Here is a 14,611-nt window from a genome sequence, read left to right as displayed (position 1 = left end):
ATTAAAACTTTGATTATACATAAAATGAGAAAAAAAGTCAAGGATTTAAAATATGAAAGATAACGTTTTTAGATAGGACAAAAAAATGAGCCCTATCTAAAAAAATGTTTAAGAAATTGCTTTTTTAGCGTATTCTACACCTAAATCAAAAGCTTTTGCATTTAATTCTCTAGTTTTTGCAGGAACCATTTCTAGCATAACTTTTCTTAACTCGGCTAAGTCTATACACTGGGTCATATAAGCAGCTATAGCTAAAGCTACGACGGATTGAGTAGCAACATTTCCAACTTCATCTTTTGCTATTGTAATAATAGGAATTTTGTAAATCTTCCATTTTTCAAAATCTTCAGGTTTAGGATATACCAAATTTGGCTCTACTACTAAAATGCCACCACTTTTTACACCACTTTTAAAACTTTGATACGCCTTATCCGCTGTGGATAGCATAAAATCAACCTCTCCTTCAGTAGCATAAGGGTATAAAATCTCATTATCATCTATGATAATATCAACCTTAGTAGGACCACCTCTTACTTGAGATGTATAAGTAGAAGCCTTAAAAGCATATCTATTTCCTTCTATAGCAGCTTCTGCCAAAATTTCACCAGCGGTAATAACACCTTGTCCACCTTCTCCACCAAATCTTAGCTGATATTTCATCTCAAAGCTCCTAAATTTACCATTCTTTTTTCTTTAACAGCTCTTCTAACTTCCTCGTAAGCAGTGCAGTATTCTGCTTTTGTTTCATCTTGATGTAAAATACCTGTAGGAAATTTATCCTCTTTTTCTTCAGGGCTTAAGGAATCATATTTAGACTTATCAACTACTCTTGATTTTATCCATTCAAGCATAGAAGTAGCCTCGCCCATTTTATTTTTACGACCTAAATTTATATGACAGTTAGAAAAAACATCTACAAAGCTATAACCTTTATGCAACAAGGCTTTATATATTAAATTCTCAAGCTTAGCAGCTTCTATAACATTTCCTCTAGCTACAAAAGAAGCTCCTGCCGCTTTTGTAAGCTCACAAGCATCAAAATTTGGATCTATGCTACCTTGTTGTGCGGTTACAGTATAAAAGCCTTGTGGAGTTGTAGGAGATGTTTGAGAATTTGTAAGACCGTATATAAAGTTATTTATAACTATATGAGTCAAATCTATATTTCTTCTACAGCCATGTATAGTATGATTACCACCTATAGCTAAAGTATCGCCATCTCCACTTACTACTATAACTTTTTTGCTAGGATTTGCTAGCTTTATACCTGTAGCATAGGCTATAGCTCTACCGTGTGTTGTATGAACTGTGTTGCAATTAACATAAGAACTCATTCTACCGCTACAGCCAATCCCAGAAACCAAGCAAACATCGTCCATATTCCATCCAGTTTTTTGCACAGCTCTAATAATGCACTTTAAAACAACTCCATCTCCGCAACCCCAACACCACTGTGTAGGCATCTTATCTACACGCAAATATTCATCATAATCAAAAGCCATTAAATATTCTCCTTTACCTTAGCCATAATCTCACTAGGAGTTAAAGGTCTGCCATTTGCTCTTAATAAAGTTAGCAAATCGTCTCTTTTACAAACTCTTTGTATTTCTTCTAAATACTGTCCCATATTTAATTCGCAAACTAGAACTTTTTTGAATTTATTTACAACTTCTTCTATCTTTTTATCATTTAGTGGATACAATGTTATAGGTCTAAAAAGACCGACTTTAATGCCTTGTTCTCTTAATCTTAAAATAGCATCTTTAGCAGCTCTTGAAACGCTTCCATAAGCTACTATAAGCATATCGGCATCATCTAGCATATATTCTTCATATTTACAAATTTCGCCCACTCTGCTACGAATTTTTCCAAATAATCTTTCTATATTTCTTTTTACTATATCACCGTCTTCTGTTGGAAAGCCTATGTCTCCATGATGAAGCCCTGTAATATGATAACGATACCCTGTAAAGAAAGGATTTAAAACAGCTGGCTCATTTTCAGCACAAGCATAAGGCTTGTAATCTTTTTTATCTCCACTGAATTTGGCTCTATTTATTATTTTAAGCTCATTAATATCTGGAATATTAGCCTTACCATTCATATGTCCTATAGTTTCATCAAGCAGTAAAAAAACCGGCGTCATTAATTCTTCAGCTAAATTAAAGGCTCTTACAGTTTCTGTGTAAGACTCTTCCAAAGAAGCAGGAGCTAAGGCTATACTAGCAAAATCTCCATGTGTCGGGGACTTAGCTTGAAATAAATCGCCTTGAGCAACACGAGTTGGAAGCCCTGTTGATGGACCGCCTCTCATAACATTTGCTATAACAAGTGGAATTTCTGCTATAAAAGCATAACCTATTTGCTCGGATTTTAAAGAAATTCCCGGACCAGAACTAGCAGTCATAGCTTTTACACCGCTCATAGCAGCACCTATACTAACGCTTATGCCAGAAATTTCATCTTCCATTTGTATAAAAGTCCCATCATTTGCTGGCAATAATTTTGATAACTCGTGAGCTATTTCTGAACTAGGTGTTATAGGATAGCCACCGAAAAATCTACAACCACACTCTATGGCTGCTTTAGCTACTAAGCTATTGCCTGTTGCTATTAACTCTCTCATCAAACACCTACCTTTTTGTATTTGTTTTGTTTTATGGCTTCAGCTCTTTGTTTTGCTTCTGGAGTAAGTTTTGCAAATTTAAACTCACTTCTTGTAGCAACCATAATAGCAAAATCTGGGCAATGCACCTCACATTCACTGCAACCTATACAAGAGGATGGATTAACCACCTCAACCATTTGTCCTAAAACAGCACTCTTTTCATCTCTCATAGCCAAAACTCCAGCAGGGCAGTAGCTAACACAGATATTACAAGCTTTACATCTACGTTCATCTACCCAAACAGGAGTATCTTTGGGAGCGATTATACTCATTTCATATCCTTTTAATTAATTTAATAATTATATTTTTTTAAAGAAAGCTCTAGTTTTGAACTTTCTTCCTCATCTAAAGTTAATTTAGAAACCTCTAAAACTCCATCCAAACTAAGTCTAGCTAGGACGCCAAAAGCTTTGTTATGAATTCCAAATTCACCGTGCAAAATAATACTCATCGCTAAAAATTCACCAGTTCTTATAGCCTCCACCATACGAACACAAGCCGCAGCTGGTGCCAAATATGCCGATGTCTTTAGATATTTTATAACCTTGGCTCCACCAGTTTTTACCTCATTTTCTATATCATCAAAACTATCTTTATCTAGTATATCAGATAGTTTTTGATTTTTATAGCTTGAGTGGGATTTTAAAAGCAACATATCATCGTTATGAAATCCCATTAATTTTGTATCTATTTCGGAAGTTTTGCATTCAAATTTCTTTGCTAATTCATATTTAAATCTAGCATTATCTAAAGCTCCAGCCATAGCTACTATCTTTTTTGGATTGAATACTTTGTTTTCAAAAAGAGTATTCAATAAGAAATCAACAGGGTTTGTGAGTATTACAAATAACGGATCATCTACATATTCTTTAAGCCTTCTAGTGCAATCTAGCATAATATTTGTATTTATTTGTAGAAGCTCGTCCCTGCTTTGTCCGTCCTTTCGTCTTGCACCAGCACAAAAGATTACTATATCACTGTTTGTGCAGTCTTTGTATTCGGTAGTGCAAATAAGCTTAATATCTAAATTTAAAGCAGCTATACTTTGTCCTAACTCCAAATCTCTAGCTAGTAACAAATCTTCATTTCTGTCTATTAAAACAAGCTCTCTTGCTAATTCCCTAAGTATCAAAGCGTAAGCTATGCTTACTCCGACATTTCCAGCACCTATAATAGTGATTTTCATAGGTCATAAACCTTTGCTATAATGGCGTTAAAAGTTGCACTAGGTCTCATAACATTATTAGCCTTTTCATCATCAAATTTATAATAACCGCCCAAATCGACACTTTTACCTTGAGCATCTATAAATTCTTTGTAAATTTTATCCTCGTTTGAACTTAACTCCAAAGAAATATCTTTAAAAATAGCCTGAAGTTCTTTTTCATTTCCTTGTCTGGCAAGTTCATTTGCCCAATACATAGCCAAATAAAAATGGCTTGTCCTATTATCGTCCTCTTTTACTTTTCTAGAAGGAGCTTTATTATTCTCAAGCCACTGCCCTATCGCCTCATCTAAGCACTGTGCCAAAACCTTGGCCCTTGAATTTGATCTTGTGTTTGCAAAGAATTCTAAACTTGCTTGCAAGGCTAGAAATTCTCCAAGACTATCCCAACGCAAGTGATTTTCCTCTACTAGTTGTTCTACTTGTTTTGGTGCAGAACCGCCAGCCCCTGTCTCAAACATTGCTCCACCATTTAACATCGGAACAACAGAAAGCATTTTTGCACTCGTGCCAAGCTCTAAAATAGGGAATAAATCTGTCAAATAGTCTCTTAAAACATTGCCTGTTATACTAATAACATTTTTTCCAGCACGAATCAGCTCTAAACTTCTTAAACAAGCATCTTTAGGGCTTAAAATTTTTATATTATCAACAGAAGAATCTTTTAAAATATCTTTTACAAATGATATCATAATCTTATCGCTAGCTCTTTTTTCGTCTAACCAAAAAATGCCCTCTTCTCCTGTTAGCTTAACTCTTTGAATTCCAAGCTCTATCCAATTTTTCACCGCTTCAAACTTGCATTGACAAGCTCTAAAAATATCACCTTTTGATACCTTTTGTTCCATCAATACATCGCCTTTATCATTTACTATCCTAAAAATTCCATTTTTATCAGCGACAAAGGTTTTATCGTGCGAACCATATTCTTGAGCTTTTTTAGCCATTAAACCTACATTTGAAACAGAACCTAAAGTGCTAGGATTAAACTGTCCGTTTTTACGCATATCATCTAATACAGCTTCATAAACAGTAGCATAGGTCTTATCAGGTATTAAGGCATTAGTATCTCTTGTATTTGAATCCTTATCCCAAAGTTTTGCACCATTTTTAAGCATAGCAGGCATAGAAGCATCGACTATAACATCGCTAGGAATATGCAAATTTGTGATACCTTTTTCAGAATTAACCATAGATATATCAGCTTTTTTGCTAAGAATTTCATTATATTTTGCTAATATTTTATCTTTTAAACTAGATTTTTCTATCTTGCTTAAAAGCTCTGAAATACCGTTATTTGCATTTATGCCAAGCTTTGCAAATTCATCAGCAAATTCATCAAATAATTCTTTAAAATAAACCTTTACACAATAACCAAACAAAACCGGGTCGCTAACTTTCATCATAGTAGCCTTAAGATGCAGAGAAAGCAAAATATTTTCGTCTTCACATCTTTTTATCTCATTAAAGTAAAATTCTTGTAATTTTTTACTATCCATAAAAGTGCAATCCAAAATTTCATTTTTTTCTAACTTCAAACCGTCTTTCATAACAGTTGTAACACCGTCTTCACTCAAAAACTCTATCTTAGCTACACAAGGTTCTTTCACTAAAATAGCCTTTTCATTGGAAAAAAAGTCGCCATCTTTCATACAAGAAACTCTTGACTTTGAATTTTTATCAAAAGCAACTGTTTTATAAGGGTTATTTTTAGCGTATTCCTTTACCGCTCTCGTGCATCTTCTATCTGAATTTCCTTGTCTTAAAACAGGATTAACAGCAGAGCCTAGAATTTTTTGGTATCTAGCTTTTATGTCCTTTTCCTTGTCATTTGAAGGCTCATCTGGATAATTAGGCACAGCATAGCCTTTATCTTGCAACTCTTTTATAGCAGCCTTTAACTGTGGTATGGAAGCTGAAATATTTGGCGTTTTTATAAGAACAGAATTTGGCTCATTTACTAACTTAGAAAGCTCTTCTAAAGCATCTTCGCATCTTTGTTCTTGCTTTAAATAGTCCGAGAAATTTGCTAAAATTCTACCTGCAAGAGATATATCTGCGGTTTTAACACCTATATTTGCTCTTTTTAAAAAAGCTCTGACTATAGGCAAAAATGAATAAGTAGCCAAAGCTGGAGATTCGTCTGTAAGTGTGTAAGTCATAATAACTTCCTTGTGTTTTTATCTAACTGCAAAGAATATTATACAAAAAAAGATATATATTTAGGATTTTTAAATAAAAATTTACTAACAAAGTGTAATTAAGTAACATTGTCAAATAAAATTATTAATTAAACCAAGTAGATGGAATTTGTATGATATTGTTTATAAGGTCAAAAGGTAGTTTGAGTGCTTCTTTTATCACTTGTGTGTGAAATTTAGGATCATCTATAGTCCCATCAACTAAGATCGCGGTTGAGATAGCACGGTCCTTTCCTAATAAAACTTGATTGATTATTGGTATGTTAGCTATTATATGAGATGCTGATTTTAAAATTTTAAGCTCAAGCTGTATGTTTATGGAATTATCTTTCAAATTTACATCTCCAAGCCCTAAAATATCGACAGTATCTCCGTCAAGTGCTAATGTTTTTACATTTATCTTTTCATCTTTTTTGTCAAAAGCTATGGCTCCATTTTGTATATCAAGCCCTTGATTGTTAAATGTTGGCGTTTTAAATAAAAGTAAGGAAGGCACTGTGTCAATGAAACTCATTAGTTGATTGTGAAATTTTAAACCGGTTATATATGTTTTTTTTATACTTACTGTGCCATTTAGATCATCAAAATTTTTACCCTCAAGCAGCAAGGAAAAAGTCCCGTTTTTAACATATTGTTCCGCAAAAAAATCATTTAAAATTTTATCATTTACCCCATTTATAGAAAGATAAACCCTATCACTAGTTTTATCAAGATAAAAACTAGAATTAATTCTTTGTGCGTTAAATTTGATAGAATCTCCTAACACACTTAAATTCGCATTATCAAAACTAAGGCTTTTATTAAATTCAGAAAACACAAAGTCTAAATTTTGTCCTTGCGCCTTTATATTGTATAAAATATTTTTGCTATAAGCTCCTTTTATATCTTTTAAAACGAAGCCAAAGTTATTTACATTTAAATTTATGTCTTTGGAAGTTATATTAGCTTGAATGCTTTTGTCTTTATTGTTGATTTTTATACTGTCTTTGATTTTTTTTATATAAAAATCGTCTTCTATGTAGGCTTTTTTATTTTTAAGTATATTTTCATTTGAAAAAAATACACCATTTAAAGATATATCAAAGTCGTTAAAATCTTGACTTTTAAGCCAAAATTTTTCTATTTTTGTTACATTTAAATCCTGCAATATCTGAGAATATGGTTTAAATTTTATCATATTAGAATTTGCAAATTCTATACCATTGCTTAAATCTAAACTAAGATTAAAATCCTTTATATCTAGAAATACTCCCTTATTATAATTTAAATCTATACTTAAATTTTTATCTCTCATATCTAAAATTTTATCAAAATACAATCTTTTTATATTGCTATCAAATAAAGCTTGTTTTTTTGTTGTGTCTATATTTGCATTTAAATATGTATCTAAAAAGGTATTTGAAACTAAGAAATTTTTTAAATTTACCTTGTTGTTGTTTAAAGTGACAGTGCCTTCTTTTACAAAGAAATTAGCTAAATCGCTTTGAAGAGATTTTAGAATAAATTGCCCACTATATTCTATTTTTTTATTTGCCTGAAATGGGACCTTGATTAAAAAATCGCTATTAACATTGCCTGTTAGCTGTGAAAAAGGTAGCATAATACCGTAACTATTTAAAAGCTTATGTAATGCTTTGTCTAATTTTAATTCATCTGATAAAACTCTTACATATATACCTATCTTTTTAGGATTTGTTATATCATATATAAATACTTTACTTCTACTTATGTCTTTAGCATTAAAAGATGCTTGTTCAAAATAAAAATCAAGCTTTTCCTTGCTTAAATTTAAGTCTAAATTTGGTATCAAAATAGATTCAACTCCGTTATTTAATACCAAATCAAGATTTTTAACCTTAGCATTTGCACTTAAATTTTTTATATCATACCCTGAAATAAATTTTTTACTAAGCACTAATTTAAAATCGTTTATATAGTATTCTTTTGCAACTGCTTTTTTACTCACCCATTCAACTAGCTCTTTGTCTAGTTTAATATATGTTGAAATGGCAGAAAAAAGCGATTTTATATCATTTGAATAAAGCTTTGTTATGTGAAAAACAATTTCTCTATCAGACACAGAAAAAGAATAATCAAACGAAACAATATCAGAGCTTATGCTTCCATTCATATCATAAACATCTTCATCTGTTTTTATAAGCAGGGACGAATTTGTGCTTATGTTATAATCTTTAAAGCTAAATTCATTTACATTGGCTATTATATTGCTGTTTTCTTGGCTTATAGAAAATTTAAGCAAAAACTTGCTATCTTCTATTAAAAGCTCCTCTTTGGTGAATAAAAGCCTAAATTCACGCTCAAAAAGCTTCATATTTTCTATATGAACTTCTTCAAAAAAAGTAAAAAACAAATCAAGCTTTTCAACATAAAAAAGTAAATTTTTAGCAAAACTTTCATCATTTGTTTGCTCTAAGTTTTGCAGCAAACTTACTTTTTTAGCTCTTATTATCAATTTCTTATCTAATTTTATATATAATTGCTCTACCGAAATTTTTTCACTTTTAAAAGATGGTATAGTAAAGCCTATTTTTAGGATAATAAAGGGGATAAATAAAATTATGAATATAAAAATTAAAAAATATACAAATCTTTCTTTTATGCTATGTGATTTATTCATAATTCTTATCTTTTCTTTATTTTACTATCTGTTGTTGCCTACAACTACACAATCTGTTGTATATATACCACAAGGTTCTGTAGGTAAAATTATAGCTGATTTAAACAAAAATAACCATAAAATGAGCAAAATAGATGAATTTACTTTGAGACTATTAGGATATCCGCAAGCTGGCTGGATAAATATAGGAGCCGAAAAACTAAGCAAGATAGAATTTTTATATAAACTAACAGTTGCAAAAGCAGCACTAGAAAAAATAACACTAATACCAGGAGAAACTACAGTCATATTTTTAGAGGAATTATCAAAACAACTAAATTTAAATAAAGACAAGCTTTTACAAGAGTATCAAAATCAAGCTAAATATGCAGAAGGGATGTTTTACCCAGAAACATACAGCATACCAAAAGGCATAAACGAATCCTTGCTTATAGAACTTCTTTTAACACATTCTCAAAATGCTTTTAAAAATGCTTCCGAAAAAATTTTTGGCACTTATAATGAAAAAAAATGGCATGATTACGTAATCATAGCCTCTGTTATACAAAAAGAAGCTGCTTCAAACGATGAAATGCCAATAGTAGCATCAGTTATATATAATAGGCTTAAAATAGGAATGAAACTTCAAATGGACGGGACTTTAAATTATGGCGAATACTCTCACATCAAAATAACTCCACAACGTATAAGAGATGATAATAGCTTTTACAATACATATAAATATGAAGGGCTACCAAAAGAAGCTGTTTGCAATGTATCATTAAATGCGATAAAGGCGGCTGTTTTTCCTGCAAAAACGGATTTTTTATATTTTATGAGGGATAAAAGCACAGGAAAACACATATTTACCACAAATATAAACGATCATAACAAAGCAGTAGAAGCACAAAGATAATCAAAAATGGCTATGCAAAAATGGGTGCATAAAATCTTTGCTTGCATAAAATGACTTCATCTTGCTTCTTTTATCGCACAGAAAAGATAGAGCCTCGTTTAGATTTTTGCATAAATCTTTGCAAAAAGAAAAAGCTAAGCTTTCCAAATCAAGCCCTCCACAAAGATATATAAGTGGCATACGCATAGATTTTGATAAATCAATCTTTGCACCATCATCTTTTAATGAAAGCTTTATATCAAATGGACTTAAATGCTTAAATTTATATGCACTTGCATAATCAAAAAAATCTTTTGTATCTTTTAAAAATTCTCCTCTTGCTAAAACATAAATATAAGAAAAAAAATCTCTTATATCACTACTAGGCTTTGATACATCGTCATAATTGCTATTTATAAAATCATAATGCTTAGGAAATTCTTTCTTGTATGTATCCAGCAATGATGCTCCCATTTTATTTTTAGCTAAATTTTGCAAAACTAGCTTTACATTACTTTCAAAACTTAAGCTTAAAAAATTAGACTCATTAGAACCGTCTTTATATAAAATTTTTACCTCATCTTCATCAAAGCTAAGCACAGCCTTTTCATCATCTAAGGTAGAATTTTCTTTCAAAGACTTGATATTTAAGGATTTAAATGAATAATCCACATAAGCCTTATCATTACTCATAGCAAATTCATAAAAACCAAAATCATCCCAAAAATCTGGCTCACAACACGCCAAGCAACCGTGTCCTGCTTGCACAGGCCAAGATGTTTTTGAGTTAAATTTTACCTTAGGGCAGTTATTGTATGTATAAGGACCCTTGCAACCTATCTTAAATAGACAAGCCCCATTTTTAGCTAAGTCATCATCAAATTTTTGTGCAAAAATTCCACTTTCAAATTTAGCTTTTCTCTCGCACATATCGTGCAAACACTTGCCATAAGCCCATTTTGGTCTATTTTTTTCGTCTAAATTTGGCTCTGTTTTAAAAAGAGCATAAAAAGCTATATTTGCTATGATATTTACATCACTTGGAGGACAACCGGGTATATGAACTACTTTTTTATCTAAAACTTCTGAAATGCCGCAACATTTGCTAGGATTAGGATTTGCCGCCTGTATGCCTCCATAAGATGAGCAAGTGCCAATAGCAAAAATAGAACTAGCTCTTTTAGCAACCTTTTGTAAAAGCTCATAACCACTTTCACCCTTTGCACCTATGCTTAAAAAAAATGTATCTATAGCATATACTCCGCCTTCAACTGCTAAAATAAAATCCTCACTAGAATCTAAAAGATCATCTAAACTCTCTTCAGCTTGCCAACCAGAAGCAAGCATTAAGGTTTCGTGATAGTCAAGAGATATATAATCAAAGCTAAATTCAGCTAAATCGGGATTATCTGTCCTAAATAAACTTTCAGAACAGCCCGTGCATTCAGCCAAATGAAGCCAAACCACCTTTTGTCTAGGACTAAGCTCAAACACTCTTTTTGCTAAGGGTAAAAAATCATTTGGCAAAGATAAAAACTTTAGTATATTTAAAACGCTTTTTTCTTGTATAACTTTTTCATCTTTCAAAGGAGAAGATTCTAGATCAGCTAATCTTTTTTCTAATAATATTTTTAATTCATCATTGCTAAGCATATTAAGCCTTTTAAAAAAAATGATTAATTTTATCAAGTTAAAAATAAAAAATAATTAAAAATTAAATAAAGCTTAACACTTGCACTACATTTTAATGAGATGAACAGCATTTTATATGCATTTTAAACTCATCTGTTTTCAAATTTTTTTCCTCTTTTTCATTTGAATAAAGCTGTCTAAGTGCGTTTAAAACAACCAAAACAGTAACCCCTGTATCAGCAAATATAGCAAGAGCTATAGATAAAAAACCAAAACCTGCCAAGATGAGTGCTAAAAATTTTACGCTTAATGCTAGTATTACATTTTGCCATACTATACTTGAGTTTTTTTGTGCTAATTTTATGCAAGTAGAAATTTTTGAAATTTTATCATCTACAAGCACTATATCGGAATTTTCTATGGCTATATCAGAACCTATATTTCCCATAGCTATGCCAACATCAGCATTTATCAAACAAGGTGCATCATTTATACCGTCTCCAACAAAAACAGTCAAGCCATTTTCTTTCATATATCCTTGCAAAAATTCTAGTTTTTCATCTGGCAAACAAGCTCCTTTAAAAGATGAAATTCCAAGTTCATTTGCAATCTTTTCTACTCTTTCTTCTTTATCTCCACTTAAAAGCACTGTTTTTATACCCATAGAATTTAGCTCATCTATACCCTCTTTGCTATCTTCTTTTATACTATCATCAAGGACAAAAGAAGCTACAAATTCATTATTTATAGCCATAAACACATTACAAGTATCATCTTGTTTAAAATTTTTTACATTCTTAAAAAGCTCCTCTTTTCCAACTAAAATTTCCTTATCATCAATCTCGCACAAAAGACCGTTTCCGCGTAATTCTTTATGTTGTTTTATAAGAGAGTAATCAAGCTTTTCTCCGCTTTTTTCAAACTCCTTAACTATACAAAGTGCTAGTGGATGTTTTGAATTTGATTCTGCTAAAGCTAGATATTTTAGAAGCTCTTTATCGCTTAAATTGCTAAAATTATTAATTTTTTTAAGTGCAAATTCCCCTTTTGTAAGTGTTCCTGTTTTATCAAAAATAACTGTTTTGCTTTTTGCAAGAAGATCTAAAAAAACTGAACCCTTAAACATAATGCCAATTTTAGAGGCTTTGCCAATAGCGGCAAAATAAGTCAAAGGCACACCGATAACAAAGGCACAAGGACAAGATACAACAAGCAAACTTAAAGACCTTTCAAGCCATAAATCAAACTCGCTAAATCCAAAAATAGCGGTAGGTATAATGGTTAAAAACAAAGCTAAAAACACAACAATAGGGGTATAAAATTTGCTAAATTTGCTTACAAAATTTTCTAAAGGAGTCTTCTTTTCTTGAGCCTTGCTAATTAATTCCAAAACTCTAGCTACTAAAGAATGTTTATACTCTCTTATAACCTTAGCTTTTACGGCTTTATCTCCATTTATAAAACCTGCTAAAAGCTCATCGCCCGGCTTTGCGTCTCTTGGCATACTTTCTCCGGTTAAAGCCTTTGTATCAAAATAACTCTCATTTTCATAAATAACGCAGTCAAGCGGGACTTTTTCGTATGGTTTTATAAGAATTTTATCATTTATAAAAACCTTATCTAAGCTAAGCTTTTGGATAGTTTTTTCATCTTTTATGAGATTTGCGTATTCTGGCTTGATGTTAAGTAGATTTGAAATGCTATTTTTTGACCTTGAAATAGCCAAATCTTCAAAATAAATTCCTATTCTATAAAAAATCAAAACAGCCAAAGCTTCAATAAATTCATTTAAAAAAATAGCTCCTAAAGTAGCAACTGCCATCAAAAAACTTTCTCGCATAAATCTACCTTGCATAAAATCTTTTATGGCATTTTTAAATACACTTCTTCCTATAATAAAATAAGATACAAAAAATAAAGTAAGCAAAAACCATTTTTCAAATAGATTAAAATAAAAAGAAAACGAAACTACAAAAGCTAAAATAAGCTCTAGTATGAAAATTTTATTCTTTGACATGCTTGTATCCTTGTTTATAAATTTTACTTATATGCTCATCTTTTAAGCTGTAAAATACATGAAGTCCAAGTTTTCTTTTTTGCAAAATTTTGCCTTGATGAAGTAGTTTTAAGTGCTGTGATATAGACGGTTGTTTTATGTTGAGTATAGTGCTAAGCTCATGCACGCATAATTCTTCTTTTCTTAGCAAATGTATAATTTTTAATCTAGTTGCATCGGAAAAAAGATAAAAAAATGAAGCTAAAAGTTCAAAATCCTCATCGTTTGGCAAAACAAATTCATCTGCAATAGAGCAAGAAAAAGCATTGTCTTCTTTCATAAATTTTTCCTTTTATATTAGTAAATTATAATATAATTATATATTGATATTTTTAAAATATACTTAATTAAAGGCATTATTATTAATGTGTTTGGTAAGATTAAAATTTAACCAGCTTCAAGCTCGTTTATAGTCTAAAGCCGTATTCGCATCATAGGTAAGATAGTGAGCAAGCAAAAAAGAACAAGGTATTAACAAAAAGTATAATACCTTGTATAAATTAAAATGTATAATTTGCTCTTAAAAATACATTATAAGTTGGCATCATGCTCTCTTTTGCAGAATCATACAATATAGAACTACCATAATCTTTTTCTAGTTTAAAAAAGTGATATTTTATACCAAATTCTAAAGACATTTTTTGATAAGCATATCTAAAACCTACATTTGCACCAAGACCGCCACCTTTCATATCCTCTAAAGTTCCAAAATCTGACTTATCAAAAGAAGCATAATCATAAGAAGCACCTACAAAAATACCATAAGAATTAAAAGCATCATTTTTAAAGTTAAACAAATAATCTAAAGCAAGTCCGTAAGTATTGTAGTAAGCATTTTTACAATAAAAATTTACACAGTAATTTCCAGCAGAGCTTATAACATAATCAACATAAGCTCTTAAACCGTGAGTATCGTTAAAAAAATGCTGATAACCAAGTAAAAAGCCGTAAGAAATACCGCTACTGCTATTATTTATACTAAGTTCAGTGATATTAGTCTTTGCTGAACCGTCATATTCCATACCAGCATAACCAAGCTGAATACCTAAAAGCACTCCACTATCATCTTCATTTGCATTTGCGAAAGAAAAAAATAAAATGCAAGATAAAAGCACAACTTTGATAATTTTCATAAAAACCCTTTCTCAAAAAAATAAGAAAAATGCTACCCCCCCCCCCCTTTTTTTTTTTTTTTAATTTTTTTTAATTTTTTTTTTTTTTTTTTTTTTTTTTTTTTTTTTTTTTTTGAAAAGATTAAGCAACTAATGTTGCTAATCTTCCCAAGTCTGCTAGTGTCAAGCCTTTCCAAAGTCCTCT

At 31.0% G+C, this 14,611-nt stretch carries 12 protein-coding genes; 1 reads left to right on the top strand and 11 read right to left on the bottom strand.

Annotated elements, in window-relative coordinates:
• Window positions 1-108: 108 nt before the first annotated feature.
• From Q0J35_RS05555 to Q0J35_RS05525, 7 genes are all read right to left on the bottom strand, one after another.
• A complete protein-coding gene (locus Q0J35_RS05555; protein ID WP_281526886.1) occupies window positions 109-660 on the bottom strand; it encodes a 2-oxoacid:acceptor oxidoreductase family protein in 552 nt (183 codons plus the stop codon).
• Window positions 657-1,502, bottom strand: a complete 846-nt coding sequence (locus Q0J35_RS05550; protein ID WP_297193940.1) for a 2-oxoglutarate ferredoxin oxidoreductase subunit beta — start codon at window positions 1,500-1,502, stop codon at window positions 657-659. Before Q0J35_RS05550 ends, Q0J35_RS05555 begins: the two co-directional genes overlap by 4 nt.
• A complete protein-coding gene (locus Q0J35_RS05545) occupies window positions 1,502-2,626 on the bottom strand; it encodes a 2-oxoglutarate synthase subunit alpha (RefSeq protein ID WP_297193938.1) in 1,125 nt (374 codons plus the stop codon). The genes Q0J35_RS05550 and Q0J35_RS05545 overlap by 1 nt, the downstream gene beginning before the upstream one ends.
• Entirely contained in the window at window positions 2,626-2,940 is a 315-nt protein-coding gene (locus tag Q0J35_RS05540; RefSeq protein WP_297193936.1) for a 4Fe-4S binding protein, read from the bottom strand. The genes Q0J35_RS05545 and Q0J35_RS05540 overlap by 1 nt, the downstream gene beginning before the upstream one ends.
• A gap of 20 nt (window positions 2,941-2,960) precedes the next feature.
• On the bottom strand, window positions 2,961-3,854 hold the full coding sequence (locus Q0J35_RS05535) for a malate dehydrogenase (RefSeq protein WP_297193934.1): 894 nt from the start codon (window positions 3,852-3,854) through the stop codon (window positions 2,961-2,963).
• A complete protein-coding gene (locus Q0J35_RS05530) occupies window positions 3,851-6,055 on the bottom strand; it encodes an NADP-dependent isocitrate dehydrogenase (RefSeq protein WP_297193932.1) in 2,205 nt (734 codons plus the stop codon). The genes Q0J35_RS05535 and Q0J35_RS05530 overlap by 4 nt, the downstream gene beginning before the upstream one ends.
• Window positions 6,056-6,179: 124 nt before the next feature.
• Window positions 6,180-8,567: an AsmA-like C-terminal domain-containing protein gene (locus Q0J35_RS05525; RefSeq protein ID WP_297193930.1), complete on the bottom strand. Its 2,388-nt coding sequence runs from the start codon at window positions 8,565-8,567 to the stop codon at window positions 6,180-6,182.
• 106 nt (window positions 8,568-8,673) lie between these two features.
• Between Q0J35_RS05525 and mltG the strand changes: the two genes are divergently transcribed.
• Complete coding sequence (mltG, locus tag Q0J35_RS05520) at window positions 8,674-9,627, top strand: endolytic transglycosylase MltG (protein WP_297193928.1); 954 nt, start codon at window positions 8,674-8,676, stop codon at window positions 9,625-9,627.
• On the opposite strand, the gene Q0J35_RS05515 is transcribed toward mltG, so the two are convergent.
• The 4 genes from Q0J35_RS05515 to Q0J35_RS05500 form a co-directional block, all read right to left on the bottom strand.
• On the bottom strand, window positions 9,628-11,259 hold the full coding sequence (locus tag Q0J35_RS05515; RefSeq protein WP_297193926.1) for a hydrogenase small subunit: 1,632 nt from the start codon (window positions 11,257-11,259) through the stop codon (window positions 9,628-9,630).
• Between the two features lie 91 nt (window positions 11,260-11,350).
• The gene (locus Q0J35_RS05510) at window positions 11,351-13,255 is read right to left on the bottom strand and encodes a heavy metal translocating P-type ATPase (protein WP_297193923.1); all 1,905 of its coding nucleotides are present in this window, start codon (window positions 13,253-13,255) and stop codon (window positions 11,351-11,353) included.
• Window positions 13,242-13,574, bottom strand: a complete 333-nt coding sequence (locus tag Q0J35_RS05505) for a metalloregulator ArsR/SmtB family transcription factor (RefSeq protein ID WP_297193921.1) — start codon at window positions 13,572-13,574, stop codon at window positions 13,242-13,244. Before Q0J35_RS05505 ends, Q0J35_RS05510 begins: the two co-directional genes overlap by 14 nt.
• A gap of 220 nt (window positions 13,575-13,794) precedes the next feature.
• A complete protein-coding gene (locus Q0J35_RS05500) occupies window positions 13,795-14,427 on the bottom strand; it encodes an outer membrane beta-barrel protein (protein WP_297193919.1) in 633 nt (210 codons plus the stop codon).
• Window positions 14,428-14,611: the final 184 nt, after the last annotated feature.

It is taken from the genome of uncultured Campylobacter sp., from assembly GCF_944323605.1.
Taxonomy (GTDB): domain Bacteria; phylum Campylobacterota; class Campylobacteria; order Campylobacterales; family Campylobacteraceae; genus Campylobacter_D.
This window is presented reverse-complemented; position numbering and strand designations above follow the sequence as displayed.

Bases quoted from the DNA above. Each gene is read 5' to 3' on its own strand.
- Q0J35_RS05515 (WP_297193926.1), bottom strand. From the start codon at position 11,259: ATGCTTAGCAATGATGAATTAAAAATATTATTAGAAAAAAGATTAGCT.
- Q0J35_RS05505 (WP_297193921.1), bottom strand. From the start codon at position 13,574: ATGAAAGAAGACAATGCTTTTTCTTGCTCTATTGCAGATGAATTTGTT.
- Q0J35_RS05500 (WP_297193919.1), bottom strand. From the start codon at position 14,427: ATGAAAATTATCAAAGTTGTGCTTTTATCTTGCATTTTATTTTTTTCT.
- Q0J35_RS05530 (WP_297193932.1), bottom strand. From the start codon at position 6,055: ATGACTTACACACTTACAGACGAATCTCCAGCTTTGGCTACTTATTCA.
- Q0J35_RS05535 (WP_297193934.1), bottom strand. From the start codon at position 3,854: ATGAAAATCACTATTATAGGTGCTGGAAATGTCGGAGTAAGCATAGCT.
- Q0J35_RS05550 (WP_297193940.1), bottom strand. From the start codon at position 1,502: ATGGCTTTTGATTATGATGAATATTTGCGTGTAGATAAGATGCCTACA.
- Q0J35_RS05540 (WP_297193936.1), bottom strand. From the start codon at position 2,940: ATGAGTATAATCGCTCCCAAAGATACTCCTGTTTGGGTAGATGAACGT.
- Q0J35_RS05545 (WP_297193938.1), bottom strand. From the start codon at position 2,626: ATGAGAGAGTTAATAGCAACAGGCAATAGCTTAGTAGCTAAAGCAGCC.
- mltG (WP_297193928.1), top strand. From the start codon at position 8,674: ATGAATATAAAAATTAAAAAATATACAAATCTTTCTTTTATGCTATGT.
- Q0J35_RS05555 (WP_281526886.1), bottom strand. From the start codon at position 660: ATGAAATATCAGCTAAGATTTGGTGGAGAAGGTGGACAAGGTGTTATT.
- Q0J35_RS05510 (WP_297193923.1), bottom strand. From the start codon at position 13,255: ATGTCAAAGAATAAAATTTTCATACTAGAGCTTATTTTAGCTTTTGTA.